Below are 26,524 nucleotides of genomic sequence, written 5' to 3'. Positions count from 1 at the left end.
AATCCGGCTAGCCGAGGCCGACCCGGCCCTCACCCCGATCCCCGAAGGAGCCTGCGATGACGACCGTGCTCGAGGTCGACCGCGAACCACCCGGCGCGCCATCGCGCCCGCCCGCCCGAAAACGGCGCCTGGCCAAGGACTTCGTGTGGTACCGGTGGCTGTTCTTCCTCATGCTGCCGGGCCTCCTGTACTTCGCCCTGTTCCGGTTCTGGCCCATGTACGGCGCCCGGATCGCGTTCAAGAACTACATCCCGTTCCTCGGCATCGACGGCAGCGAATGGGTCGGCCTCGCCCACTTCCAAGAGTTCCTCTCCAACCCCGACTTCCCACGGCTGCTGCAGAACACGCTCATCGTCGCGGGCCTCAGCCTGTTCATCGCGTTCCCGCTCACCATCGTGCTCGCGCTGCTGCTCAACGAGCTGCGCCTCCAGGTCCTCAAACGCACGGTGCAGACGCTCGTCTACATCCCGCACTTCCTGTCGTGGACCGTCGTCGTCTCCATCACCGCACTGCTGTTCGCCATCGGCAACGGTCCGCTGTGGACGTTCTTCGGCTGGCTGTTCGGCACCGACGCCAACATGCTCGCCGACCCCGACTGGTTCCGGCCGCTCATCCTCATGCAGGAGGTCTGGAAGAACACCGGCTGGGGCACGATCATCTTCCTCGCGGCGCTCGCCGGCGTCGACCAGGAGCAGTACGAAGCGGCCGTCATCGACGGCGCGGGGCGCTGGCAGCGCGTCTGGCACATCACGATCCCCTCGATCCTCCCCACGATCGTGGTGCTCCTCATCCTGCAGACCGGCCAGATCCTCAACACCGGCTTCGAGCAGATCTACCTGATGTCGAACTCGCTCAACCGCACCGTCGCGGACGTCTTCGACACCTACGTCTACTTCGCGGGCATCGAGCAGGGCGCGTACAGCTACTCCACCGCCGTCGGCCTGTTCAAGGCGATCGTCGGGCTCGTGCTCATCTTCGGCACCAACTGGCTCGCCAAGCGCTTCAACCAGCAGGGGATCTTCTGATGACCTCCACGACCCACAAGCGGTTCAACACCCGCGCCGGACGCGCCTTCGACGTCCTCAACATCGTGCTGCTCACCGCCGTCGGCCTGCTCGCCATCCTGCCGTTCGTGTACGTGCTCGCCGGGTCCTTCGCGACCGAACTCGAGATCACCACCCGGCCGTTCTTCCTGTGGCCGAACGAGTTCACCACCGCCTCGTACGAGTCGATCTTGTCCTCGGACGTGATCGTGCGAGCGTTCGTGACGACCATCGCGGTCACCTTCGTCGGCACGATGATCCAACTGGCGCTCACGGTCCTCATGGCCTACCCGCTGTCGAAAGTGGACCTGCCCGGTCGCCGCACGATCCTCAGCCTGGTCATCTTCACGATGGTCTTCAGCGCGGGCATGATCCCGACCTTCCTCGTGGTCAAGGACCTCGGCCTGCTCGACAGCTACTGGGCGCTGATCCTGCCGATGGCGATCAACCCGTTCAGCCTCATCATCATCAAGAACTTCTTCCAGCAGCTGCCCCACGAGCTGGAGGAGTCCGCCAAGATCGACGGCGCGAACGAGCTGCAGGTGCTGCGGCACGTCGTCCTCCCGCTGTCGAAACCCGTGCTGGCGACGTTCGCGCTGTTCTACGCCGTCGGCATCTGGAACGACTACCTCTCGCCGCTGCTGTACCTGAGCGACACCGGCAAGTGGACGCTCCAGATGATCCTGCGCCAGGTGACGGCCGCGGCCTCGCTCTCGGCCGACGAGCTGAACTCGGACGTGCCGCCGCCCGCCCAGGGCATCAAGTTCGCCGTGGTCGTCATCGCGACGATCCCGGTGCTCCTGGCCTACCCGTTCCTCCAGAAACACTTCGCGAAAGGCATGCTCATCGGGAGCGTGAAAGGCTGATGACGATCCATCTCGCAGGCGACTCCACCGTCGCCCCCACCGACAACGGCGCCACCTCCGGCCGCCCCGACCTGCCGCTCCTCGGCTGGGGCGACGAACTCGCCGCCTTCACCGAGGAACCGGTCAGCAACCGCGCCTTCGGCGGCGCCACCACCCGGTCCTTCCGTGAGCAGGGCGACTGGAAGCAGATCACGGACGAACTCAGGCCGGGCGACACCGTCGTGTTCGGGTTCGGCCACAACGACCAGAAGGAACCCGAGACCCTGGCCGCCGACGGCGGCTACCGCGAGCGGCTGACCGCGTTCATCTCCGAGGTCCGCAGCGCCGAAGCCCGGCCCGTCCTGACCACCAGCGTCGAACGCCGCATGTTCACACCCGAAGGCGCGCTGCGGCACTCGCACGGCCCCTACCCGGCAGAGGTCCGCCGCCTCGGCCGTGAACTCGACGTGCCCGTGATCGACCTCAACGCCTTCACCCTCTGGCTCTACACCTGGCTCGGCGAGCGCGAGTCGGCCGCGCTGTTCGTGCACGGCGCCGCCGCCGAACGCGGCATCGAGGTCAGCGCCGACCTCGCCAAGGACAACACCCACTACACGACCGCCGGAGCCCGAGCGGCGGCCCGCTTCGTCGCCGAGGCGCTCCACGCGCTCGACGGCCGAGGCGCGGACGCCGCACCCGCCGGGCTGGAGATGCTCCGCAAGTGAGCACCTACCGCAACTCGCTCACGGCCCCTTCGGATCTCGACGGCTGGATCGCCGAAGGGCCCGTCGGGGTCGAACACCGCGACGGCGGCATGGTGCTGTCGAGCACCGCGAACGAAGCCGATCTCGTGGCCGCCGGTCGCGGCGACCACGCCCACTTCACGTACTGGTGCCCCGAGGTGTTCGCGCCCGACATCGCGATCTCCTGGGACTTCCAGCCGCTCAAGGGTGAAGGCCTGGCGATGCTCTTCTTCGCCGCCACCGGCACCGGCGGGCGCGACCTGTTCGACCCCCGGCTCGCTCCCCGCACCGGCCGCTACCCGCAGTACCACTCGGGCGACGTCTCGACTCTCCATGTGTCCTACCTGCGCCGCAAGTGGACCACCGAACGCCGGTTCCGCACCTGCAACCTCCGCAAGAGCCCCGGATTCCAGCTGGTCGCGCAGGGCGCGGACCCGCTGCCGGGCCCGGACGACGCCGACGGGCACTACCGCATGAGCGTCGTCAAGCGCGGCAACGACATCGCCTTCGCCATCGACGGCCTGCAGCTGTTCTCGCACCACGACCCCGAGCCGCTCGGCGCCGGACGGATCGGCTTCCGCCAGATGTCCCCGCTCGCCGCCCACTACCGCGACCTAGAGGTGAAGGAGCTGCCGTGACCACGGTCGACATTCCACTGCACTGGCTCGACGACGCCGCGCCAGACCTCGCCCTCTGCGGCGCCACCTGCGGCGTCCCGCTAGCGGCAGGGACCGTCACCGACCCGGGCCGCCTGGCGGTCCTCGACGACTCGGGCAATGCGGTGCCCGCGCAGACCTGGCCGCTCGCCACCTGGCCTGACGGCAGCGTGAAATGGGCGGGCATCGCGCTCGGAGCCGACCGCGATGCCGCCGAGGGCTACCGGGTCGTGGAACGCGCAACCGACCCCGAGCCTCCGGCCGTCCGGATCACCGTGACCCGATCCGAGGACGGCGTCACCGTCGACACCGGCGCTTGCCGCGTCCTCGTGCCCGGCACCGGCCCCGACCTGGTGCGCTCCATACAGATCGACGGCACCGAGGTCGCGACCGCAGGCCGGCTGGTCTCCAGCCGCCAGGACCATCCCGAATCCGACGTGCGCGGCCGCGTCCACTCGGTCGGACACGTCGCCGACTGCACCGTCGAGCAGGACGGGCCGCTGCGGGCCGTCGTCCGCGTCACCGGCGTCCACCGCGACGACGAAGGCGACCGGACCTGGCTGCCGTTCACCGTGCGCCTGGTCTTCGCCGCCGGAGCGGCCACGTTCAGGCTCGTCCACTCCTTCGTCTGGGACGGCGATCCCGACGACGACTTCCTCAGCTCGCTCGGCCTGCGATTCACGGTGCCGCTGCGCGCCGAACCGCACGACCGGCACGTGCGCCTCGCCGGCGCCGACGGCGGGTTCCTGCGCGAAGCCGTACGCGGTTTGACCGGCCTGCGCCGCGACCCCGGCCCCGAAGTGCGCACCGCGCAACTCGACGGGCGACCCACCCCGCCGACCGCCGAATGGGAACGCGACGTCGAAGACCTCTCGCGCTGGATCCCCGTCTGGCCCGACTACTCACTGCGCCAACTGAACGCGAACGGCTACACCATCCACAAGCGCACCGCCTCGGGCATGCCGTGGATCGATGTCGCCCAAGGCACCCGCGCTGACGGCCTCGCCTACGTCGGCGACATCTCCGGCGGCCTCGCCGTCGGCCTCAACGGCTTCTGGCAGTCGCACCCCACGGGCCTCGACGTGCGCGCCGCCGACACCGACGCGGCGACCCTGACCACCTGGCTGTGGTCGCCCGACGCCGCCCCGATGGACCTGCGGTTCTACCACGACGGCCTCGGCCAGGAGACCTATGCCGACCAGCTCGAGGCCCTCGAGATCACCTACGAGGACTACGAACCCGGATTCGGCACGGCGCACGGCATCGGCCGCACCCACGAACTCACCGTGACTGCGTTCGCCGCCACGCCCCCCGTCACCCAGCTGGCGCGCATCGCCCGCGGCACGGTCGCCCTTCCGCAACTGGTGCCCACCCCGCAGGCCCTCCACTCGGCGGGCGTCCTCGGCGACTGGGACCTGCCCGACCGCACCGATCCCCAGCGCGCGACACTCGAAGACCGGCTCGACTTCCTGCTCGACTACTACGTCGGCCAGGTCGATCAGCGCTCCTGGTACGGGTTCTGGAACTTCGGCGATGTCATGCACGCGTACGACACCGACCGCCACATCTGGCGCTACGACATCGGCGGCTACGCGTGGGACAACTCCGAGCTGTCGCCCGACCTGTGGCTGTGGATCTCGTTCCTGCGCACCGGAAGAGCGGACGTGTTCCGCCTCGCCGAACGCATGACCCGCCACACCGGGGACGTCGACGTCTACCACGCCGGTCCCTGGCAGGGGCTCGGCACGCGGCACAACGTGCTGCACTGGGGTTGCAGCGCGAAGCAACTGCGGATCTCCACGCCCGCGTACCGGAGGATCCACTACTTCCTCACCGGCGACGAGCACACCCGCGACCTCATGCTGGAGCTGCGCGACTCCGACACGACCTTCCTCGCCGTCGACCCCACCCGCAAGGTGCGATCGGACGCCGCCACCTACCGGCCCGAGCGCCGCGCGCTCGCGGTCGGTCTCGGGACGGACTGGAGCGCGCTCGCGGCGACCTGGCTGGCGGACTGGGAGATCACCGGGAACGCACGCTCGCGCGACCGCCTGCTCGGCACGATGCGCGACATCGGTGCGCTGCCGCAGGGCTTCTTCACCGGCGAGGCGCTGTACGACCTGGACACGGGCCGCTTCGACACCTCCCGCGACCGCGTGAACGTCTCGCACCTGTCCGCCGTGTTCGGCCTGGTCGAGGTGTGCAGCGAACTCGTGGCCCTGATCGACGCCGGTCAGCTCGACGCCCCCGGCTTCCGGGAGGCCTGGCTGCAGTACTGCCGCCTGTATCTGGCGCCGCCCGCGGAGCAGCGCGCGGAACTCGGTGTGGCGCCCTCGGGCATCCACCTCGAACAGGCGCACTCCCGTCTCGCCGCGTACGCCGCGAACCGCTTGGGCGACAACGCACTCGCCGACCGGGCGTGGCGGGCGTACTTCGCCGGGGGCGAGTTCATGGGGGAGGAGGCGTTCCAAGCGGTCCGGATCCTCCCGCCGTACGTTCTCGCCCCAGTTGACGAGGCCCGAACCCTCTCCACAAACGACGCCGCGCAGTGCGGCCTCGCCACCATCCAGAACCTGGCGCTGATCGGCCGACGGCTCGGATTGGTGAACGTCTCCTAAACTCTGCTCCTTAGCACCCGCGACTCTTCATCATGTACGACCGCCGAGGACAAGGAACTCAATGCCCCGCCCAGTGCCCGGACCAGGGGCGCTCGTCTGGTACATCCAGACCGGCGACCGCGATGCCCGCATCACCTATCGCGACCTGCCCGAGAAGGAGCGCCTCGAATACCGAGACACGGTGAACCGCGTGTACGCCAACGCGATCGCCCACCACTTCGGAGAAGCACCCGACGACGACGAGATCGACGACCTCATCGAGCGGCTCGCCGAACGGCATCCCCAGTACGCCGGAGGCATCAACATCGTCCTCCGCTCACTCGTGGAGCGCAGCCGGCGCCTGATCAGCCCGCGGCAGACCCTCACCGCGAAGCACCTCATCATCCGGGAGATCGCCAAGCTGCATCCGGGCTTCCGGGAGCGGGCCGACCAGATCGTCGAAGAGGCATCGCGCCACCCGCTTCCCGCCGGCGTCCAAGAGGAAGCGGCCGCTTCGGCACTGAACGCCTCGTTCTCCGGCGTCGACCCCGAACGCGTGGTGTCGCTGATGATCGGACTCGACTGCTCGCTGGTGTCGATCGAGCTGCTGCGCGGCGCGGAACGCATGGGCGGCAGGTCGATCGCCGCATGCATCGTGCGCGCCTGGGTCATCGCCGAGCGGCAGCGGTGGAGCCACGCCAAACTCCTCGGCATGTACGACTCGATCCCCGAACCGGGTTCCGGTGCGACCAGGGGCGACAGGTTCCTGTCCGAGGCGTATTCGCCCAGCCGCCTGGTTCGCGCCACAGTGGACCCGTACGGGCGCCTGCGCAGCGTCACCTTCATGCGCAACGGCCTGTTCGGCGACGACGGCCGCTACGGCCTCGCCGCTGAGATCCGCATGGCGATCGACGGCGCGCAGGCCGCGCTCAAAGCGTCCCTGTAGCAGGCGGGCACTCGGACCTCGGTCCACAGTGCCCGCCCGAACCCCGCTACCCGGGAACCACCAGGTGCAGGTGGCGATCGGCCAACCCGATCGTGACCTGCTGGCCCCACGTGACCACGAGGTGGTCGGATTCGACGCCGTCGGCGAAGACCACGAGACGTTCGCTCTCGCATACCAACCGCAGCTCTTCGCCGGACCGCAACATGCCGCCGGTCAACGTGGCGCCGGTCGCCGGTGACGGCCACGCCTCCCGTACGAACCACGACAGCGACGCCTCCTCCGGGCCCGGCAGCGCCTCACTCCAACCGCGGTCGGCCGCAATGGAAGCACTCCATCCGGTGGCTCCGGTGCCCGTGCCGATCAGCACGCCGGACGAGGACTGGCGCTCATGCCGCCCGTTCGCCTCGAAGAGCCGGTAGCGCGCGGACTGGTGGCTGCCGTGGCCCGCGTACACCTCGTTGAGACCGGCCAGCTCCTGGCCGTCGTCGAGCCGCGCCGAGACCATCGTGAGCCGCCGGATCGCCGCCGTCTGCCGCGCCACGGCCCGAAGCGCCGCGCCGATCGAGCCCGCCTGAAACCGGATCAGCACCCCGAGTCCCCGTCCCGGCTCGGGATCGACGCCGATCACCGGCTGGCCCGCAAGGTATTTCGCGAGGTTGGCGACGAGACCGTCCTGTCCGACGGCGACCACCACGTCTTCCGGGGTGAACAGGAACCTCGGCAGGTCCTCCCGGTCCACCCGGCCCCGGCGCCAGTCGGCCGGGACCGCTGCGTCCACTGTGGTGAGCGCCGCCTGCAGCGCCTCGTGCCGCGCGGTGACCTCGTCCAGGTCGCGCCCGCGCTGGCGCAGGAAGTGGTCGGCCGCCGCGCGGGTGCCGTGCCGGACGAGGAGCTCGTCCAGCTCGCTGCGGCGGCTGACCACCACCACTCTCGGTGCCAGCGTCGCGCTCATCGCGACCCGTCGGCGAGCCGCGTCAGCGCCCCGGTCAGCAGGTCGGGAGTGATCGTGAGCTGCCCGATCTCCGGCAGCTGACCGGCGAGCTCGCGCAGGGCCAGCGCCTGCACCATCGACGTCGGCAGGTCCCGGTAGGCGGCCAAGCGGGCGGCCTCCGCTTCGGCCTCGGCCGCGCCCACGGCCCGCACCTTGTCCGCGTGCGCGGCCGCGAGCGTGCGCTCGCGCTCCGCTTCGCCTTGGGCCGCCGCGAGTCCGGCGGCCGCGGCGAGCTCGGCCGTGCGCCGGTTGTTGGCGCCCTTCTGCTCGACCAGCTGCTGTTCGCGCCGGGCCAGCTCGATCTTGTTCTGCAGTTCGTTCTCGGCGATGGCCCGTTCCTGCTCCACGGCCTGGGCCCGCCGCGAGTACGTGGCCTTGTCGGCGTCCCGTTGCACCGCTTCACGAGTCGGGGTCTGCAGCGATCGCTCCAGTTCCGGCTCCGGCCGGACGGCCACGACGCGGGCGCTGACCACGGCGACGCCGATGTCGGCGAGCCGTGCGTCGTCCGAGAGCGCCGCGGCGACCGCTTCGCGGAGCTGCGCGACGGCGACGGTGAGCGCCTCGGCCAGCGGCAGGCGGGCGAGCAGGTCGAGGGCGGGCTGCTGGGCCAGTTCGGTGAGGAGGGTCGCGACCTGGTCGAGCGGGCGGGCGCGGGCCTGGCCGCGGTAGGGGTCGGCGGAGAAGTCGAGCCGGGTGGCGGCCAGCGCGGGGTCGTCGATCCGGTAGGTCACGGTGGCCTGGACGGTGACGTCGGCGTAGTCGGCGGTGCGGGCGTGGAACATCAGCGGCAGTTCGCGGTCGTCGACCGGCACTTCGGAGAGCACCGCGACCAGCGGGCGGTACCAGAACGACTGCCCGGTGCCTTCTTTGACCGTGCGGCCTCGTTTCTGGAACCGGACCCAGACGGTGGGGGTGCCGCGCAGGTGGCGCAGGAACAGGAGTTTGGTGACATCGGCCATGAGGGTGGGCCTCCTTTTCTCGTCACTCTGACGATAACAGTCGTGGTACTTTATCGTCAAGGTGGTGATAATGAGTTATCCAGTGTTCGCCGTCACCGTCGACCTCGTGGTCCTCACGGTGCGGGAAGGCGAGCTGTGCGTGCTGCTGGTGCGGCGCGGCATCGAGCCCTACAAGGACCGATGGGCGCTGCCCGGCGGTTTCGTCCTCGCCGACGAAGACCTGGCCGACGCGGCGCGGCGGGAGCTCGCCGAGGAGACCGGATTGGACGGTCCGGGCGGGCATCTCGAACAGCTCGCCACCTACGGCACGCCCGATCGCGACCCGCGCGGCCGCGTGGTCACCGCCGCCTACCTCGCGCTCCTGCCCGACCTGCCCGTCCCGAATGCGGGCTCGGACGCGGCGGCGGCCGCATGGCGGCCGATCACGCAGCAGGGCCTCGCCTTCGACCACGACCGCATCCTCGCCGACGGCGTCGAACGGGCCCGCTCCAAACTGGAGTACTCGCCGCTGGCCACCGCCTTCTGCCCGCCCGAGTTCACCGTCGCCGCCCTGCGCCAGGTCTACGAAGCGGTCTGGGGCGAATCGATCGACCCGCGCAACTTCCACCGCAAGGCCACGTCCACACCCGGCTTCCTCCTCCCCACCGGACACTCGACCGAAGGCGAACCGGGCCGGCCCGCCAAGCTCTTCCGGCGCGGCGACGCGACACTGCTCAACCCCCCGATCCTGCGCCGCAGGACCGGGGGGTGAGCTGGGGCCCTACTTCCCGGTGAACGAGGCCGCCCGCTTCTCCAGGAACGCCCGCATGCCCTCCCGCTGGTCCTCAGTGGCGAACAGCGAGTGGAAGACCCTGCGCTCGTAGCGGATGCCGTCCGCGAGACCCGTCTCCAGGGCCCGGTCGACGCAGTCGCGGGCGGCCATCGCGGCGAGCTTGCCGTAGCCCGCGATCTGCTCGGCGACCTCCATCGCCTCGGTGAGCAGATACTCGGCCGGGACGACGCGGGAGACCAGGCCGATGCGCTCGGCCTCGTCGGCCCCGATCAGCCTGCCGGTGAGGATCATGTCCATCGCCTTTGCCTTGCCCACCAGCCGGGTGAGCCGCTGCGTGCCGCCGATGCCGGGGATGACGCCCAGGGTGATCTCGGGTTGGCCGAACCTCGCGTTGTCCGCGGCGATGATCAAGTCGCACATCATCGCCAGTTCGCAGCCGCCGCCGAGCGCGTACCCCGAGACCGCTGCGAGCTTCGGAGTGCGCAAGGCCGCGAAGGCCTCCCAGCCCGAGAAGTAGTCCTCGGCCACCATCTCCGCCGCGGACTTCCCGGCCATCTCGGTGATGTCGGCACCGGCCGCGAAAGCGCGCTCCGACCCGGTGATCACGAAGCAGCCGACCCCGGGATCGCGGTCGAGCGGCGCGAGAGCCTCGACCAGTTCGGTCATGAGCTCGGTGTCGAGGGCGTTCAGGACCTCGGGCCGGTGCAGGCGCACCTTCACGACCCGGCCGATCCGTTCGATCTTCAATCGCATGATGTCTGCCTTTCTCAGGAGTCCCAGATGGCGCCGTACGCGGGGATGCCCCTGCGCTCGAGCCCGTGGACCACCTGCCAGGTGAGCTTCTTGTTGGAGATGCAGATGACGGCCTCGGCGCCGAAATCGCGGTAGGCGGCATAGGCCAGCTCGACCATGTCGGGCTTGCCGCGCTGCGCCGTGTCCCAGATCCGGGCTTCGGGCTGTACGGCGAGGATCTCGTCGACCAGCTCGTCGCCGAACGTGGTCCGCGGCGCGCGGGTCGACCAGACCAGCAGGGCCGGAACCTCCTGGGCCAGCAGGTGCGGCAGGCACGGGCCGATGCCGCTGCCGGTCGCCACGTAGACGACCTTGCGGAACAGGACCTCGATGTTCGCCACCCCGGCCACCGTGATCCCCTTGACCCACACGTGCTCCGGCAGGTCGTCGATGAACCGGCCGGTCCAGTCGCCCGACCGCGAGATCGTCAGCCTGAACCCGTGCTCCTCAGGCGAGGGGATGTTCGCGAACGAATGCCACTCCCGCAGCGGAGACCGGCTGATCGCCGTCGAAGACCCGGCGAAAGGCTTGCGGCCGTGCGTGAACCGCGCAATGGCCACATGCGACGACGGACGGGTGATGTCCACCGGCACCCGGCGCAGCCGAGTCCATGGCGCGGCGATCGCCGCAGTGAGCACGCACAGCACCCAGAACTCCACCGCTCCGACGAGCGGCACTCCACTGTGCCCGATCTGGATCACCGTGAGCACCCACAGCAGGACCAGCGACAGCCAGCCGCCGAAACGGTGGACCAGCTCGAACCCGTTGTGGTACTTGGCTCTCAGCTGCGGCAACGTCGTCACCACGATGCCGGCGAACAGCACCACCAGCGCATACGCCGGCACCAGCACATCAGTGGGAGCACCCTCGGCCGTGGCCAGGGCGACGAACGCGCCGAACCACAGCGTGCCCGAGAGCGCGCCCCCGACGTGCAGTCCGCCGAAGTGGTACACCTTCGCCAGCGTCCACCGCACCCGCAGCGGCCACGTCACGGGAGCGGCGGTGGCCAACCGGAACAGCAGGTTGATCACGCGCTGGCGGCGGATCAGGATCGCCAGCGCGAAGTTCCAGAGCGCTGCGCGAGAAGCGAACTCGGCGTCGACGCCGTCCGGAAGCGCCACCGCCAGCACCACCACGTTCACCGCGATGACCGTGGCGGCCAACCGGTTGTAGTGCATCAGCAGCGGATGCTTGAAGGCGCGCCGAGCCCGGGGGAGGAGCGGCGGGAGCACGGCGTCTTCGGTAGGGGACTCTTTCAACAGGCTCATGCCATCGCTCCTTCCTCGGCGCGGGCGAGTCGCAGCAGCCGGGCTTTGTCGATCTTGCCCCGGCTGGTGAGGGGGAGCGCTTCCAGTGTGTGCACGGCGGCCGGCACGCAGTAGTACGGCAGCGCATTGGCGACGGCGTCCCGAGCGAGGCCCGGGTCGACCGAGGCGGGTTGGACGAACGACACCAGCGTGCGGTCGTCCAGTCGGACGGTGGCCGCCCTGACGCAGCCCGGCACGCCCTCCAGCACCGCCGACACCGAGTCCAGCTCGACGCGGAACCCGCGGATCTTCACCTGGTCGTCGGTGCGCCCCAAGTGCTCCAGCTCGCCGTCGGCGGTCCAGCGCCCCAGGTCGCGGGTGCGGAACATCTGCCGCCCGCCGCCGAGGAACGGGTCCGGCGCGTACCGCTCGGCGTTGAGCTCGGGGTTGGCCAGATAGCCCGCGGAGACGCAGTCGCCGCCCGCCCACATCTCGCCGACCTCGCCGATCGGGAGCGGATTGCGGTGCTCGTCGAGGACGTAGACGGTGTTGTTGGGCGTCGGCCTGCCGATGGTGAGGCGACCGGTGCCGGGGCGATACCGGTGCATCGTGTTCACGATCGTGGTCTCGGTCGGGCCGCAGCCGTTGTAGAACGTGGCCCGCACGGCCCACTGGTCGGCCAGGTTGCGGGGGCACGGCTCGCCGGCGACGGCCACGGTCCGCAGGCGCTCGCACGCGGCGGGGTCGATCCGGGAGAGGATCGTCGGCGTCGCGATGAGCACGTCGGCCCTGCGTGCGGTCGCCCCGATGTCGTCTCCGCGGATGAGCAGTGTGCCGCCGTGGGTGAGGCAGCCGAGGATCTCCCACGCGGCCATGTCGAACGCGATGTTGAGGATCTGGCCGACGACGGTGCCCGGTCGGATGCCGAGGTCGCCGGGTTCGGTCAGCAGCAGGTTCGCCACGTTGGCGTGGGTGACCTCGACGCCGTTGGGGCTGCCCGTGGTGCCCGAGGTGAACAGGACGTAGCAGCCCCGCTCGGGCGCGGATCCGACGCGCGGGTCTGCCGTTTCGGTCCGCTCGGCCATGACCGCGTCGATGTCGATGCCGACGTGCCCGGCCGGGATCGCCACGGGCGCATCGGATTGCGTGAGCACGATCCGGGCCCTCGCGGTGGTGAGCATGTGCCGAAGCGTCACGGGTCGGACGATCTTGGCGTCCTGCGGCACGTAGGACGCGCCGGCCTTCAGGATCGCCAGGATGCCCACCACCATCGGGAGGCCGCGGCGAACGACGAGCGCGACGCGGTCGCCGGGGCGGGTGCCGTGCTGCACGAGGCGGGTCGCCAGTCGGTTGGCGTGCGATGTCAACTCGCCGTAGGTGATCCGTTCTCCGGCGTGCTCGGCGGCGATCGCCGCGGGCGTCGCCGCGGCCTGCGCTTCGATCACCTCGTGGATCGACGAGCGGGGGACCGGGCGTGCGGGACCCCACCCGAATTGATAGAAGCGCTCCCAATTCATTCCGTCCAATAGGGACGTTTCTACTGTAAGGCCAGGCTGCATGCGAGGCCTTTCGAAAAGATGGGTACAGTCGGTTCTACGGCCATTCTTATGGCCGATTCGGTGCATTGGAAAATCGATTTCAGGCATGCGAATACCATCGCTTCCATTGGTGTTTGGACTGTGTCTAGACTTAGATCCGTTATAGGATCAGGGTCTCAGTACCGAGTTCGTTGCTGCCGAAAGACTCACTGCTCCAATCGTTACCGGTCGATTGCGCTCGCGGCGTCCAATATACATATATACAGAGAAGTATGTCAATGTTAAGGTCGGCGTCGACCAATCCGCCTGTTCGCGGTCGCTATTCGGTCGATCGGGATTCGAGGACCGCCATTGCGGCGTTGTGGCCGGGTATCCCGCTCACGCCGCCGCCGCGTACCGCCCCGGCCCCGCACAGGTGCACATTGGCGTGCGCGGTCTCCACGCCCCACCGTCCCGACGCTGCTTCGGTGCGGAACGGCCACGACAGGTCGCGGTGGAAGATGTTGCCGCCCGGGAGCCTGAGGTCCCGTTCGAGGTCGACCGGGGTCTTCGCCTCGATGCAGGGATCGCCGTTCTCGTCCTCCGCCAGGCAGTCGGCCAAAGGCTCGTCGAGGTAGCGGTCGAGCTGGCCGACCGTGGCATCGAGCAGCCGCGCCTTTGACGCCTCGCCGCCGTCGAACAGCCGCGCGGGCGTGTGCAGGCCGAACAGGGTCAAGGTCTGGAATCCCTTGCGCACCAGGTCATCGCCGAGGATCGACGGGTCCGACAGCGAGTGGCAGTAGATCTCTGAGGGCGGCTGCGACGGGAACCGCCCGGAGGCCGCCTCGACGTACGCGGATTCGAGCTGCTCGAAGCTCTCGGAGACATGGAAGGTCCCCGCGAACGCCTCGCGCGGGTCAACGCCCGTGTCACGCAGTCTCGGCAGTCGCTTGAGGAGCATGTTGACCTTGAGCTGCGCCCCTTCGGCCCGCTCCGGCCGTGCTTCGCCGAGCAGGTCGGCCAGCGCCTCCGGCGAGGCGTTGACCAGCACGTGCCGCGCCTCCACAGTCCCCGCGCCCTGCTCGTTCATGTAGGTCACCTCGGCGCGCGAACCGTCTGTACTGATCGCCGAGACCTCGTGCCCGGTGAGGATCTCCGCGCCCGCCGTTCTCGCGGTGGCGGCGAGCTCGTCGGTGAAGGCGCCCATGCCGCCCACGGGCACGTCCCAGTCTCCGGTGCCGCCGCCGATGACGTGGTAGAGGAAGCAGCGGTTCTGCCGCAGGTCCTCGGCCCACGCCGACGAGAACGTCCCGATCAGGCCATCGGTGAGCACGACCCCGCGCACGAGGTCGTCCCCGAACGTTCGCTCGATCGTCTCCCCAAGGGGCCGTTGGAAGAACATGTCCCAGATGCCGTCGTCGCCGACGCGTTCCCGCAGTTCCTCCTCAGTGGGCAGCGGCCCGGTCAGCGTGGGGAAGACCCGTTCGGCCACGTGAGCGGCCTTGCCGTAGAAGTCCCGCCAGGCCTCGAACTCGGCGTCCGAACCGGTGAGGCACGCGAAGGACTCGCGGGTCCGCCGCTCGTCGCGCTGCACGAGCAGCCCGGTGGCCCGGCCGCCGCGCTCGGTCGGCGTGTAGGAGGAGACGCTCCGCTTGCGCACCTGGAACCGCAGGCCCAGGTCGTCCCGGATCTTTCGCGGCAGGAGGCTGACCAGGTACGAGTACCGGGAGAGCCGGGCGTCGACCCCGGGGAACGCGGGCGCGGAGATCGCGGCGCCCCCGGTGCGCCCCAGGCGTTCCAGGACCAGGACGCGCTTGCCGGCGCGGGCCAGGTAGGCCGCCGAGACCAGGCCGTTGTGGCCGCCGCCGACGATGACGGCGTCATAGGACTTCTGCAGAGGCATGCCCATTCCTAACACGCCGTGGGCGGTTTGGGGTGAAGTAGATGAGTGCGCCGACCGCGGCCGGCCCGTCGGATCAGGTCGCGGTGCGCTCCTGCAGCAGCCGAAGGGATCGCCGCCCGGCGCCCGCTCGACTCCGAGGGGGATCAGGGCGGCCCGGCCCGGGATGCGGACGCCGCCCGTGAGGGCGACGCGGGTCCGGGCGGGACCGTCAGGTGCCGCCGCCACTCCGATGAGGAGGAACCGGCTCTGCAACCAGCACCAGCCGGGGCGCAGCGTGCCGCGGAGCCGGGCCCGCATGCCGTACTTGCTGACCGCGAGCGCCGCGATGCGGTCGCCTTCGCGTTCGATGACGCTGAGGCGCCTCATGTCGGGCTCGAAGTCGCCGAAACTCCCTTCGAGGTCGGCGACATGCGCCCAGACGTTCGCGAAGGGAGCGTCGACGGTCCCCTCGGTGACGCGGGCGCCGCGGACCGCGGCGGCCAGGGCCTTGAAGCGGGCGATCGAGTCGGATTCGGCCACAGGCCATTGAGAGCTCACTCGGACCACACCTCTCGGAAGGTTCGCCGGGCCCGGTGGAGCCTGGACTTGACGGTGCCGACTTCGATCGCGAGGAGCGCCGCGGCCTCGGATTCGCTGTAGCCCTCGAGGTCGCGGAGGACGAGGACGGCCCGGTGCTCGGGGGAGAGGCGCCGCAGCACGTCCCCGATCTCCGTTTCGAGCTGGGGATCGCCGCGTTGGGGCAGGTCGGCGAGTTCGGCGGGGACGGTGCGGCGGTCCCGGGCGACGCGGACGGCCTCCCGGACCGCGATCGTGCGCGCCCACCCCCACACGGCTTCGGGTGCGCGGAGGGTCTTGAGCGACTTGAAGATCGCGATCAGCGCCTCCTGCGAGGCGTCGGCTCCATGGCCGAGGGCGATGGGGCCGCAGATACGCCCGACGAAGGGCGCCAAGGCGTCGAGCAGCTCGTTCATGGCGAGCGTGTCGCCCCGCTGGGCCCGGAGGACCAGCGGAGCGAGCTCCGGGGCGTTCACGAGAGGCATCCTGCCATCGCTGTCATTTCGCGAAGGTCTTCTCCCTCCGAAGAGAACAGGTTCGCAAAGGAAGAGGGCCGTGAGCGCCGAAAGGTTCCCGCGGTGCTCCGAGCCGCATCCACCGATGAGTATCACGCCTTATGTCCGACCAATGATGATCTACCCCTTGCGTCATGACTCGGCAGTATTTATGCTGGATCCAATAAATCGAAGGTGATCGATAACAGTGCCTTCGCGACCCTCGGATTGGACCACCCATGAGCCCGTCAACCCACAACGGAAGCAACAGAACACCGCAACTCATCGCGGCCGCGGCAGTGGCCGCGATCCTGCTCTTCCTCAACCCGTTCGCGGCCCCGGCGCAAGCCGACCAGGACCCGCAGACTTCGGCGGCCGAGACCCGCCAGAGCACCATCACCTGGACCCTCGTGCGCGTCCAGAACCCCACCGCCGACCAGCAGGACGCCTACGCCCGCATCACCTCCGCCATGAACGCCGCCGTCGCCCGCTACAACAACCTCAGCGACCTCGGCAAGAACATCACCGTCCACTACGACCCGAACGTGCCCACCGCCGACGGCAACATCAACGGCACCATCCGCTTCGGCGCCAAAGCCTCCATGAACGAACGCACCGCGCTCCACGAGATCTCGCACACCATCGGCGTCGGCACCAGCGGCGACTGGGGTTCCCTCGGCTGCGGCGGCACCTACAACGGCGCCCAGGCCACCGCGCTCGTCAGGCAGTACGACGGCTCGAGCGCGGCCATCAAATGCGACGGCTCGCACTTCTGGCCCTACGGACTGAACTACGACAGCGAGTTCTCCCAGACCAACGCCGACCGGCACGTCGAGATCGTCGAGGCCATGGTCCGCGACGGCCTCTAGGACCCTTTCAAGGAGTGCGGTACGGTCCCTCAGATGAGCGCGAACTCCGCAACGGAGGTGGCCCGCCGATTCGGCGAGGCCGCCTCCATCACGGTCCTGACCGGCGCGGGCATCTCCACCGACTCGGGGATACCGGACTTCCGCGGCCCGCAAGGCGTCTGGACCAAGAATCCCGCCGCCCAATACCTGTTCACCATCGACAACTACCTGGCCGACCCGGACGTGCGCCGCCAAGCCTGGGCGGCCCGCCTCGCCAGCCCCATGTGGACCGCCGAACCGAACGCCGCCCACCGCGCCCTCGTCGACCTCGAACGCACCGGACGCCTGCGCGCCATCATCACCCAGAACACCGACGGACTCCACCAAGCCGCCGGCTCGGACCCCGCACGCGTCATCGAAATCCACGGCACCGCCCGCGAAGCCGCCTGCCTCGACTGCGGCACGCGGATGCCCATGACCGAAGTCCTGGCGAGACTCGAAGCGGGCGAGACCGATCCGCCCTGCCCCGCCTGCGGCGGCATCCTCAAGGCCGCCACCATCTCCTTCGGACAGCAGCTCGACCCCGACGTCCTCGAAGCCGCCGCCGACGCGACCGGCGACGCCGACCTGTTCGTCGCGATCGGCACCTCGCTCGGCGTTTACCCCGCGGCCGGACTCTGCGACTACGCGTTGGCGGGCGGCGCGAGCCTCGTGATCGTCAACGCCGAGCCGACGCCCTACGACGCCGTCGCCGACGCCGTCCTGCGCGAGCCCATCGGCGAGATCCTGCCGTACCTGGTCGGCTGACGCCTCAACGCGATTCGAGCAGCCCACGCACGTACGCGGCCTGGCCGGTGTGCTGCTGGTTGTCGTTCACCACGCTCACGAGCCGCACGCCCAGCGTCACCGGCGGATCCCAACTCGTGTCCACGATCCGGTCGAGATCGACCGCCGCCAGCGTCCCGACGTACTCGAGTGTGGCCGCGTGGACCGCGTCGTAGTAGTCGCGCAGCTCCTCCGCGGTGATCCCGCTGACCAGACCCGCCTGCTCACTGGTGTGCCCGTAGCCGATGTCGACGGGCGTGAGCGCCAGCCCGAACCGCTCGTGCCACCCGTCCGCGGTCCAGTTCTGCTCGCGCCCGGCCACACCCGCGACATGGTCGTCCTGCACGCGCGCGATGTGCCACACGAGCCACCCGATCGAATTCGCCCCAGGCCCGGGCCGCGCGTCCAGCCCCTCCTGCGAGAGACCGTCCAGCACCGCATGGACCTCCTCCTGGACTCGCGAGAACGCGTCCGCGAAGACGCCGCTGACCTCCATGAGCACTCCTGACTCGGCCGACAAGGATTCTCAGCCCATCCTCGCACCGGCCCGCGGCGACAATGTCAGCCGACCCACGAACAGACGCGATGACACCGGGCGCACATCCGCCGCTTTGTAAGATCTGAGGTGTCTTCCGGCACCGTCGCACTGTCGCTGCGATGCCATCCTCCACCACGTGAACGGTGCCGCATGCCCACTGCCGCCCTGCCCGCGCGCGACCGTGCCCGGTTCCGCCTCCCCCGACCCGCGCTGCCGTTCCTCCGCACCGAACTACTCGCGGGACTCCTGGTCGCGCTGGCGCTCATTCCAGAGGCCATCGCTTTCTCGATCATCGCGGGCGTCGACCCCAGCGTCGGCCTGTTCGCGTCCTTCGTCCTGGCCTGCTCTATCGCGATCCTCGGCGGCCGCCCGGCCATGATCTCGGCCGCGACCGGCGCGATGGCGCTCGTCGCCGCCCCGCTGGTCGCCGCCCACGGCGTCGGCCACCTGATCGCGGCCACGATCCTCGCCGGCGTGTTCCAGATGGTGCTGGCCCTCACCGGCGTCGCCAAGCTCATGCGGTTCATCCCGCGCAGCGTCCTCACCGGCTTCATCAACGCCCTCGCCATCCTCATCTTCATGGCCCAGATTCCGCACTTCTGGGGCGAGAGCTGGGTCGTCTGGACCATGCTCGGCGCCGGGCTCGCGGTCATCTGGGGCCTGCCGCTCCTGACGAAGGCCGTGCCTGCGCCCCTCGTCGCGATCGTCGGCCTCTCCGTTGTAACCGTCGCCTTCGGCATTTCGGTGCCGAACGTCGGCGACATGGGCGACCTGCCCTCAGGCCTGCCTTGGGTCGCGCTGCCCGACGTGCCGTTCACCCTCGACACGCTCGCCGTCATCGCCCCGTACGCGCTCGGCCTGGCCGCGGTCGGCCTGCTGGAATCCCTCATGACCGCGAAGGTCGTCGACGACGCCACCGACACCCGCTCGAACAAGACCCGCGAAGCCGCCGGTCAAGGCCTAGGCAACGTCCTCGTCGGCTTCTTCGGCGGCATGGCCGGTTGCGCGATGATCGGCCAGACCATGATCAACGTCAAGTCGGGCGCCCGCTCGCGCCTCTCGACGTTCTCGGCCGGGCTCTTCCTGCTGATCCTCATCGTGGTCCTCGGCGACCTGGTCGCGCAGATCCCGATGGCGGCACTGGTCGCGGTCATGGTCTTCGTGTCGGCCGTGACCTTCGACTGGCACTCGATCCGCCCGAAAACCTTGCGGCGCCTGCCCATCAGCGAAACCATCGTCATGGTCGCCACGGTCGCGGCCACCGTCGCCACCCACAACCTCGCCATCGGCGTCGGGATCGGCGTCATCGTCGCGATGGTCGCCTTCGCCCGCAAGGTCGCCCACGTCGTCGAGGTCACCAGCGTCACCGACCCAGAAGGCGGGTCCGTCATCTACGCGGTCACCGGCCAGCTGTTCTTCGCTTCAGGCAACGACCTCGTGCACTTCTTCGACTACGACGGCGACCCGGAGACCGTCGTCATCGACCTCTCCGACGCGCACGTCTGGGACGCCTCAGCGGTCTCGTCTCTGGACGCGATCGCCGAGAAGTACGCCAAGCGCGGCAAAGAGGTCGAGATCGTCGGCCTCAACCGGCCCAGCGCCGACCTCCACGGGGAACTCTCCGGGATCCTCAACGCGGGGCACTAGGGCCCTTTCAGGCGTCGGCCTCGCCGAGGTACCGGCGCGATTCGAGGGTCGCCAACCGGTCGGCCGCCGCCCGCACCCGCTCCGGCTGCTCCAACTGCGCCGCCCAGGACGCCGGGACCGCGCTGTCACCGCAGTGGGCGCCGCACATCGCCGCCGCCATCGCCGCGATGGTGTCGGTGTCCCCGCCGAGCCCGATCGCCTCCTTGACCGCGGCAGCCGGATCGTCGGGGTAGCGAAGGAAAACCGTGATGGCCGCCGGAACCGCGCCGAGAGCGGTTGCATCGCAACGGAACCGGTCACTGATGGCGCCGGCCGGACCGTCGAGCAGCGCCGGAATCGCCTCCAGCTCAGCAGTGAACGCCGCAGTCGCGGTGCGCGAGGCGATCGCGCCGATCAACTCCTCCGCCGAAGGACGCTGCCGCCGCGGCGTCCTAGCGGCAAGGGCGACCGCCAGAGCCTGAGCGACCGCACCGTCGATCCCCTCAGGATGGACGTGCGTCACCAAAGCGGAGGCCACCGCCGCGCTCGCGACCGCATCGAGCCCCCACCCCGTGATCAGACCGACCGGCGCCACGCGCATCGCCGCGCCGTTGCCCAGCGACCCGGCACCGTCGAACAGCGACCTGCCCGCCACCCGCCACGGCACACCGGTGGCGATCTGCGAGAGCAATTGCGCCGCACCGGGTCCGTACCCGCGCCAAGGTTCGGCCGACCACTCGTCGGCGAACGCCGCTGCCAGCGCGTCCGACGCGACCAGACCCCCGTGCTCGGCCAGGTGCGCGGCCAGCACCAGCATCTGCGCGGTGTCGTCCGTCCATCGCAGCGGCGACTGCGGCCGGTCGACCGCGGCGGCCACCTGCTCCGGCGAGAGGCCCCGGCGTCCTTCGAAGGCGGAACCGAGCGCGTCGGCGCACGCGGCGAGCAGGAGCGATCCTCGAACCCGCGTCCGCCACAAGCTCGTCTCGGCAGTCCGCATCGGCTCCACCATGCCGATCAACCCCCTTCGTCATGATGCGCCGACTCTACCGGGACTCCGGAATTCCCAATAGTGCTGGTCTGCAGCCATTCTGACGCTCTTAAGTGCTGCTCTTCAATGGCCGCCTGCAGGATCCGCGCCGCGTCGGGGAACCGGTCAGGGGCCGGACCCGAATAGTTGAGCCTGACGTACGCATTGGCGGGCTCGGCCGGGAACCATTCCGTCCCAGGGGCGATGATCAGACCGCGGGTCTCGCAGTCGCGTACCAGACGCTCCACATCGGTGCCGTCGGGAAGGCGGAGCCACAGGTTGAGCCCGCCGGCGGGGACGCGTTCGAGGATCGCGTCCGGCGTGTGCTCGCGGAGGCTCTCGACGAGCAGGTCTCGCCGAATGCGGGCCTGATTCCGGAAGGCGCGCAAGTGGCTTCGCCACCCGGGCTGGGTGACCACGTCGAGGGCCGCGGTCTGGAGGACGCCGCTGACGTACATGGCCTCGGACCCCTGATCGGCCACGATCCGGTCGCGGATCGGCCCGCGCGCGATGACGGCCGCGACCCGCAGCGCCGGCGACACGCTCTTCGTCAGCGACCGGATGTAGATGACATGGCCGCTGTCGTCTTGGGCGGCAAGCGGAGCGGGCTCGGCGTCGATCGCGAGGTCGAAGGCCCAGTCGTCCTCGATGAGGAACGCCCCGTGCTCGCGCACGACCTCGAGGATCGCCTGCCCGCGCTGCGGCGACCACTGAATCCCCGTCGGGTTGGCGAACGTCGGCTGGGCGTAGAACGCGCGCGCCCCGGTCTGCCGGAAGGCCCGATCGACCTCCTCCGGATCCGGACCGCCGGGCCCGCTCGGGACCGGCACGAGCGTGAGCCCGGACTGCTCCGCCCCGAGAATCGCGCCCCAGTACGTGGGCGACTCGATGAGCAGCGGCCGACCCGAACCCACCACCGAGCGGAAGATCGAGACGAGACCACTCTGGCTGCCCGACACGATCATCACGTCTCGGGCCGTGGGCGGGGCGACCCCGGCCGGAACGCTCTGGCCCAGCTCGGCGGCGAACCACGCCTGCAGCTCCGGCATCCCGCGCACCGGCGAACGGGTCACCGCCGCCTCCGACTTGGCGGCGCGGGCGAGCGCGGCCCGCACCAACCGCTCAGGCAGCAGATCCCTTTCGGGGTAACCCGAATGGAGACTGATCGCATCCGGTGCGGCGGACCGCTGCGTCGAGGACACCAACGGCAACCGGGAATGCTGCGAGCCCAAAGCGGCCGTCTGCCAACCGAAGTCCACCGCCCGCGGGGCGCGCACCGCCCGCACGAACGTCCCGACACCCGGCCGACTCTCCACCAGTCCAAGGGCATTGAGCGCGTGCATCGCCTTCTGCACGGTCACCGGGCTGGCGCCGTACTCGGCCATCAACTCCCGGTTCGTCGGCACCTTCGCACCCGGCGGCGCACTCGCGATCCACGCGCGCAGGCCGTCAACGATCCGCTGAGTGCTACTATTCGACATGAGTATAGAGAGTAGCACTATCGTTCCTGTCGGGCCCGCGCTATCGCTCCGCGCGGGCCTCTGGTGGGGGTTCCTCGGCGTCGCGGCGTTCTCGTTCACCGTCCCCTTCACCCACATCGCGGTCGAGGGCCTGTCACCGCTGTTCGTCGGGACCGGGCGCGCGGTGATCGCGGCCGTTTTGGCGGGGGTCGCGCTGGCCGCGACCCGGCAGCGCCTTCCCACTGCGGCCCAATGGGGACGGCTCGCGATCGTCGCCGGCGGCGTCGTGGTCGGCTTCCCCCTCCTGACCTCCTACGCCCTGACCACCTCCTCCGCGAGCCACAGCGCCGTCGTGATCGCGCTGCTGCCCGCCGCCACCGCGATCACGGCCGTGCTCCGGGTGAAGGAACGCCCCGCGACCTCCTTCTGGCTGTTCGCCGGTCTCGGCGCGATAGCGGCGGTGGGTTTCGCCGTGCTCCAGGGCGGCGGGCTCGGAAGCCTCAGCGGCGCCGACCTGCTCCTGTTCGGCGCCGTCGCCGCTGCGGCGATCGGCTATGCCGAAGGCGGTCTGCTCGCCCGCGAACTCGGCTCCTGGCAGACCGTGTCGTGGGCGCTGATCTGCGTCGCCCCGCTCATGATCGGGCTGAACGTCGTCTCGGTCGTGCAAGAGCCGCCCACTGCGACCCCGGTGCAGTGGCTCGCGTTCGGGTACCTCTCGGTCGTGAGCATGTTCCTCGGGTTCTTCGCCTGGTACCGGGGCTTGGCGATCGGGCCGATGGCGCAGGTCAGCCAAGTGCAGCTCACCCAACCGGTCATGACCATCGCCTGGGCCGCACTGCTTCTGGGCGAGCCGCTCACCTGGGCCACCGTTGCGGGCGGCCTCGCCGTCATCGCCTGCGCGGGCCTCGCCGTTCGCGCTCGCCTGTCGAGCGTCAGGCCGACGACGGGCGCCCGTACTCCTCCAGTAGTCGCAGCCAGATCTCACTGACCGTGGGATAGGGCGGCACCGCGTGCCAGAGGCGGTCGATCGGAACCTGGCCGACGATCGCGGTGGTGGCCGCATGCACGAGTTCGGCCACATCGGGACCCACGAAGGTCGCACCGATCATCACGCCGCGGTCCTCATCGACGATCATGCGCGCGGCACCCTGGTAGTCGTCGCGGGAAAGGCTCGCCCCGGCGACCCAGCCGAGGTCGTAGTCGACGACGCGGATCGTCTTCCCTTGCGCGCGAGCCGCATCGGCCGTCAGTCCAACAGCCGCTACCTCAGGATCGGTGAACACGACCTGCGGCACAGCCGCATGATCGGCCGTCGCCACATGCGCGCCCCACGGCGCGTCATCGACCGGACGGCCCTTGGCACGCGCCGCGATCACATCGCCCGCCGCCCGAGCCTGGTACTTGCCCTGATGGGTCAACAGCGCCCGGCCGTTGACATCGCCAACGGCGTAAAGCCACTCGGAACCGGCGACACGCAGCGTGTCATCGGTCTCGAGCCGCACCCCAGGATCGAGCCCGACCTGCTCCAAACCCAAATCGGCGGTCGCAGGGGACCGCCCCGCCGCCACGAGCAACTCGGAGGCGGTCACCGTGCCGGCGCTGGTCTCTATACGAACCCCCGCATCGTTACGCTCGACGCTCAAAGTCTCTGTGTCCGTGAGGATCGCAACACCACGCGACCGCAGCGACTCGGCAACCCGCTCACCCGCGAACGACTCGACCCCGCCGAGAACGGTGCCCCTGACGATGACCGTCACCGCGCTCCCGAAAGAGGCGAACGCAGTCGCCATCTCCAAAGCAACGACACCGCCGCCGATGATCGCAAGACTCTCGGGCACCGACTTCGCACTCGTCGCCTCCCGGCTCGACCACGGGTTCGCCTCACGCAGACCTGGAATGTCCGGCAGGTTCGGCACCGACCCGGTCGCGACCGCGACCGCGTGACGGGCGCGCAGCAGTGTCGTGCTCCCGTCGTCTGCCGTCGCGGTGACCTCGCGCTCGCCGCTCAACCGCCCGTGCCCGCGCACCAGGTCGATACCTGCGCTCTCGAGCCAGCTCACCTGACCGTCGTCGGACCAGTTGCTCGTGAACGAGTCCCGCCTGCGAAGCACGGCAGCGACATCGAGCTCGCCGGCGACGGCCACTCCGGGCATGGCACGCGCTGCGCTGAGTACCTGCGCCGGACGAAGCAACGCCTTCGACGGCATGCACGCCCAGTACGAGCATTCGCCGCCAACGAGCTCGCGTTCAACGATCACCGTTTCGAGCCCGCCCTTGACAGCCCGATCGGCGACGTTCTCGCCTACCGGCCCAGCGCCGATCACGACGAGGTCCACTTCGCGTTCCTTGGTCATGTGCCAGTCCCTTCCCGATGCGTCCCGAGGACGCAGCCTACGCGCTTCGGTCGGCTCGGTAGCATGCGTGCGTGACTCCTCAAGGGCGACCATCGGATGAAGTCCTTTCCGCGTTCGGCAGCGGGGAGGCGAGACGGCAGAAGCTCGACGGTGGCCGGGGGCTGACGTGGAGAGCAGGGCCGGTGGTGCTGCGCCCGACCGGTGGTGGGGACGAAGCGAACTGGCGAGCAGGTGTGCTCGAGCGTCTCGTGCACACGGCGGAGTTCCGGACGCCGCGTCCCATCAGAGCCGTGTCGGGCGAGTGGGTCGTAGACGGATGGGAAGCGTTGCAGTGAGTGCCCGGTGCTGCGGACGAGTCACGCGTCCGAGCGATCTCGGCTTTGCCTCGTCCAGCGTTCATCGACACTTCCGACGACCCCTGGGCTCGCGCTGATCGCATGGCATGGGAAGAGGAGCCGCTGCCTGCCGACGCGATGCTTGAACGCCTCGCGGCACAGTTCCATCCCGTGGAGTCGCCATCGCAGCTCATCCATGGAGACTTGCTCGGCAACGTCCTCTTCGCCGAAGGAGAGCCGCCGACGATCATCGACTGGGCGCCGTATTGGCGCCCGGTTGGTCTCGCTGCCGCAATCGCGGTAGTAGATGCGGTGTGCTGGCACGGTACTCCGATCGAGCTGCTGCCCGTGGTCGGGCAGGACATCGCGAACTGGGAGCAGCTGCTGGTGCGCGCCTTGGCCTTCCGGATGTCGACCCTTCACTTGCGCAATGTTTGGGACTCGTCGCTAGCGGATCATCATGCTCCCTTCGTGGATGCGATTCTCGCCCTCGTTCGGTGACTCGCTGAGCCTTTCCGGGCGACTCATGCCAGGGCATGTTCAAGTGCCCGAAAGGTTCGGTTCCTCGCTGATGCGCAGGTGCGGAAGGATCTGGTGCTACCGCGACCAGTTTCGGAGGCCCGAATGAAGGATGAGGATTCCGTTCCCGGGCTGGTGGTCAAGCCTCGCCTGCACGACGAGGGGACCCTCGCCCGCTACGAGTTCGGACCTCGCTCCTGTCTAAGGGTGCGATCCCCGGGACGTTGGCGATTCGGTGGCGCCGATGTCGGGGTACCGCTGTGCTATGAGTTCCCAGTCTTCACGGCGAAGCCGCCATTTTGCGATCTCGGTCTTCTCGATCGTGCCGTCAGGCCCCTGGATGCAGAGGCAGTGCTTTGCGATCACGAATCGTTGTTCCCGCTTCAGCCGCTTGAGGTCGTGGAACCTTCCATTGCTCTGGCGGCGCGCCAAACCGCGGGTGTCGATGCGGGTAACCGAGTGCGCCACGCCGAACGCGCCGATGGCAGCCCCCGCACCGAACGTGACCACGGTCAAGCCGAGCATCCAGAAGTTGACCAGGCTCTCCTGGCCGATGCGGATCGCTGAGACGGCGGGGATGGCTCCGAAGATCGATCCGATGATCAGGATCATGCGATTGGAGTATTTGACGATGAGCAACTGAGGACCTTTCACTTATGGATCCTCATCTTGCCGCAGGTCATGTCCCAGTGGGGGCCATGGCATGGGTGCAGATCGGTGGTGTGCGATCGGTCTTGACGAGCGGGTTCAGCCGTCCTCGAGTCGCGTCGGCCTCGACGGCGGCGCGTCGCATGATGATCGACACGAGAGGCAACGATCCGCTCCACATCGCGCGTCCTAGGAGGCGTTCACGAACCCCCGGGCCAGTTCGCCCTGCATGAGAAGCGACGGTCTGCCAACATGACCGTTCTGGGCGGCCAGGGGGGAACCCA

24 protein-coding genes are annotated in these 26,524 nt (G+C 69.4%); 12 read left to right on the top strand and 12 right to left on the bottom strand.

From position 1 onward, the window contains the following. Positions 1 to 56: 56 nt before the first annotated feature. From ACFO8M_RS08805 to ACFO8M_RS08780, 6 genes are all read left to right on the top strand, one after another. Positions 57 to 1,025 (top strand): ABC transporter permease, encoded by a 969-nt coding sequence (locus tag ACFO8M_RS08805; RefSeq protein ID WP_387973450.1) that lies wholly within the window; start codon positions 57 to 59, stop codon positions 1,023 to 1,025. Next, positions 1,025 to 1,909, top strand: coding sequence for a carbohydrate ABC transporter permease (locus ACFO8M_RS08800; RefSeq protein ID WP_387973447.1), 885 nt, complete (start codon positions 1,025 to 1,027; stop codon positions 1,907 to 1,909). The genes ACFO8M_RS08805 and ACFO8M_RS08800 overlap by 1 nt, the downstream gene beginning before the upstream one ends. Beyond that, complete coding sequence (locus tag ACFO8M_RS08795; protein WP_387973444.1) at positions 1,909 to 2,613, top strand: GDSL-type esterase/lipase family protein; 705 nt, start codon at positions 1,909 to 1,911, stop codon at positions 2,611 to 2,613. The genes ACFO8M_RS08800 and ACFO8M_RS08795 overlap by 1 nt, the downstream gene beginning before the upstream one ends. Next, entirely contained in the window at positions 2,610 to 3,269 is a 660-nt protein-coding gene (locus ACFO8M_RS08790) for a DUF1961 family protein (RefSeq protein ID WP_387973441.1), read from the top strand. The genes ACFO8M_RS08795 and ACFO8M_RS08790 overlap by 4 nt, the downstream gene beginning before the upstream one ends. Then, complete coding sequence (locus tag ACFO8M_RS08785) at positions 3,266 to 5,905, top strand: exo-rhamnogalacturonan lyase family protein (RefSeq protein ID WP_387973438.1); 2,640 nt, start codon at positions 3,266 to 3,268, stop codon at positions 5,903 to 5,905. The genes ACFO8M_RS08790 and ACFO8M_RS08785 overlap by 4 nt, the downstream gene beginning before the upstream one ends. Before the next feature lie 61 nt (positions 5,906 to 5,966). Next, entirely contained in the window at positions 5,967 to 6,830 is an 864-nt protein-coding gene (locus ACFO8M_RS08780) for a hypothetical protein (protein ID WP_387973435.1), read from the top strand. A 46-nt stretch (positions 6,831 to 6,876) separates the two neighbouring features. Here the strand turns inward: ACFO8M_RS08780 and ACFO8M_RS08775 are convergent, their stop codons facing one another. After that, entirely contained in the window at positions 6,877 to 7,782 is a 906-nt protein-coding gene (locus ACFO8M_RS08775) for a hypothetical protein (protein ID WP_387973433.1), read from the bottom strand. Continuing rightward, entirely contained in the window at positions 7,779 to 8,780 is a 1,002-nt protein-coding gene (locus ACFO8M_RS08770) for an SPFH domain-containing protein (RefSeq protein ID WP_387973430.1), read from the bottom strand. Before ACFO8M_RS08770 ends, ACFO8M_RS08775 begins: the two co-directional genes overlap by 4 nt. Before the next feature lie 70 nt (positions 8,781 to 8,850). Between ACFO8M_RS08770 and ACFO8M_RS08765 the strand changes: the two genes are divergently transcribed. Continuing rightward, positions 8,851 to 9,531 carry an NUDIX hydrolase gene (locus tag ACFO8M_RS08765; RefSeq protein WP_387973427.1) on the top strand — a complete coding sequence of 227 codons (681 nt, stop codon included), beginning with the start codon at positions 8,851 to 8,853 and terminating at the stop codon, positions 9,529 to 9,531. 9 nt (positions 9,532 to 9,540) lie between these two features. On the opposite strand, the gene ACFO8M_RS08760 is transcribed toward ACFO8M_RS08765, so the two are convergent. From ACFO8M_RS08760 to ACFO8M_RS08740, 5 genes are all read right to left on the bottom strand, one after another. After that, positions 9,541 to 10,305, bottom strand: a complete 765-nt coding sequence (locus ACFO8M_RS08760; protein WP_387973424.1) for an enoyl-CoA hydratase-related protein — start codon at positions 10,303 to 10,305, stop codon at positions 9,541 to 9,543. Between the two features lie 14 nt (positions 10,306 to 10,319). Next, on the bottom strand, positions 10,320 to 11,612 hold the full coding sequence (locus ACFO8M_RS08755) for a hypothetical protein (RefSeq protein WP_387973422.1): 1,293 nt from the start codon (positions 11,610 to 11,612) through the stop codon (positions 10,320 to 10,322). After that, positions 11,609 to 13,108: an amino acid adenylation domain-containing protein gene (locus ACFO8M_RS08750; RefSeq protein WP_387973706.1), complete on the bottom strand. Its 1,500-nt coding sequence runs from the start codon at positions 13,106 to 13,108 to the stop codon at positions 11,609 to 11,611. Before ACFO8M_RS08750 ends, ACFO8M_RS08755 begins: the two co-directional genes overlap by 4 nt. 340 nt (positions 13,109 to 13,448) lie before the next feature. Then, positions 13,449 to 15,011: a phytoene desaturase family protein gene (locus ACFO8M_RS08745; RefSeq protein WP_387973703.1), complete on the bottom strand. Its 1,563-nt coding sequence runs from the start codon at positions 15,009 to 15,011 to the stop codon at positions 13,449 to 13,451. A gap of 533 nt (positions 15,012 to 15,544) precedes the next feature. Further along, positions 15,545 to 15,982, bottom strand: a complete 438-nt coding sequence (locus tag ACFO8M_RS08740) for an RNA polymerase sigma factor (RefSeq protein ID WP_387973700.1) — start codon at positions 15,980 to 15,982, stop codon at positions 15,545 to 15,547. A gap of 317 nt (positions 15,983 to 16,299) precedes the next feature. Between ACFO8M_RS08740 and ACFO8M_RS08735 the strand changes: the two genes are divergently transcribed. Continuing rightward, the gene (locus tag ACFO8M_RS08735; protein WP_387973419.1) at positions 16,300 to 16,929 is read left to right on the top strand and encodes a hypothetical protein; all 630 of its coding nucleotides are present in this window, start codon (positions 16,300 to 16,302) and stop codon (positions 16,927 to 16,929) included. Positions 16,930 to 16,962: 33 nt separating this feature from the next. Further along, a complete protein-coding gene (locus ACFO8M_RS08730) occupies positions 16,963 to 17,715 on the top strand; it encodes an SIR2 family NAD-dependent protein deacylase (RefSeq protein WP_387973416.1) in 753 nt (250 codons plus the stop codon). Between the two features lie 4 nt (positions 17,716 to 17,719). Here the strand turns inward: ACFO8M_RS08730 and ACFO8M_RS08725 are convergent, their stop codons facing one another. Beyond that, positions 17,720 to 18,229 carry a mycothiol transferase gene (locus ACFO8M_RS08725; RefSeq protein WP_387973413.1) on the bottom strand — a complete coding sequence of 170 codons (510 nt, stop codon included), beginning with the start codon at positions 18,227 to 18,229 and terminating at the stop codon, positions 17,720 to 17,722. Between the two features lie 192 nt (positions 18,230 to 18,421). Here ACFO8M_RS08725 and ACFO8M_RS08720 point away from each other — a divergent pair, with 192 nt between their 5' ends. Beyond that, a complete protein-coding gene (locus tag ACFO8M_RS08720; RefSeq protein ID WP_387973410.1) occupies positions 18,422 to 19,918 on the top strand; it encodes a SulP family inorganic anion transporter in 1,497 nt (498 codons plus the stop codon). A 7-nt stretch (positions 19,919 to 19,925) separates the two neighbouring features. On the opposite strand, the gene ACFO8M_RS08715 is transcribed toward ACFO8M_RS08720, so the two are convergent. Both ACFO8M_RS08715 and ACFO8M_RS08710 read right to left on the bottom strand, forming a co-directional pair. Beyond that, positions 19,926 to 20,894, bottom strand: coding sequence for an ADP-ribosylglycohydrolase family protein (locus ACFO8M_RS08715; RefSeq protein WP_387973407.1), 969 nt, complete (start codon positions 20,892 to 20,894; stop codon positions 19,926 to 19,928). A 17-nt stretch (positions 20,895 to 20,911) separates the two neighbouring features. Continuing rightward, on the bottom strand, positions 20,912 to 22,405 hold the full coding sequence (locus ACFO8M_RS08710; protein ID WP_387973404.1) for an aminotransferase-like domain-containing protein: 1,494 nt from the start codon (positions 22,403 to 22,405) through the stop codon (positions 20,912 to 20,914). Here ACFO8M_RS08710 and ACFO8M_RS08705 point away from each other — a divergent pair. Then, positions 22,404 to 23,372: a DMT family transporter gene (locus ACFO8M_RS08705; protein ID WP_387973401.1), complete on the top strand. Its 969-nt coding sequence runs from the start codon at positions 22,404 to 22,406 to the stop codon at positions 23,370 to 23,372. The genes ACFO8M_RS08710 and ACFO8M_RS08705 overlap by 2 nt on opposite strands. On the opposite strand, the gene ACFO8M_RS08700 is transcribed toward ACFO8M_RS08705, so the two are convergent. After that, positions 23,317 to 24,738, bottom strand: coding sequence for a dihydrolipoyl dehydrogenase family protein (locus tag ACFO8M_RS08700; protein ID WP_387973399.1), 1,422 nt, complete (start codon positions 24,736 to 24,738; stop codon positions 23,317 to 23,319). The two genes, ACFO8M_RS08705 and ACFO8M_RS08700, sit on opposite strands and share 56 nt — an antisense overlap. A 437-nt stretch (positions 24,739 to 25,175) precedes the next feature. Between ACFO8M_RS08700 and ACFO8M_RS08695 the strand changes: the two genes are divergently transcribed. Then, the gene (locus ACFO8M_RS08695) at positions 25,176 to 25,574 is read left to right on the top strand and encodes a hypothetical protein (RefSeq protein WP_387973397.1); all 399 of its coding nucleotides are present in this window, start codon (positions 25,176 to 25,178) and stop codon (positions 25,572 to 25,574) included. 219 nt (positions 25,575 to 25,793) lie between these two features. On the opposite strand, the gene ACFO8M_RS08690 is transcribed toward ACFO8M_RS08695, so the two are convergent. Further along, a complete protein-coding gene (locus ACFO8M_RS08690) occupies positions 25,794 to 26,204 on the bottom strand; it encodes a hypothetical protein (RefSeq protein WP_387973394.1) in 411 nt (136 codons plus the stop codon). Positions 26,205 to 26,524 lie beyond the last annotated feature (320 nt).

The organism is Glycomyces rhizosphaerae, from assembly GCF_042647865.1.
GTDB classification, from domain to species: Bacteria; Actinomycetota; Actinomycetes; order Mycobacteriales; family Micromonosporaceae; genus Glycomyces; species Glycomyces rhizosphaerae.
This window is presented reverse-complemented; position numbering and strand designations above follow the sequence as displayed.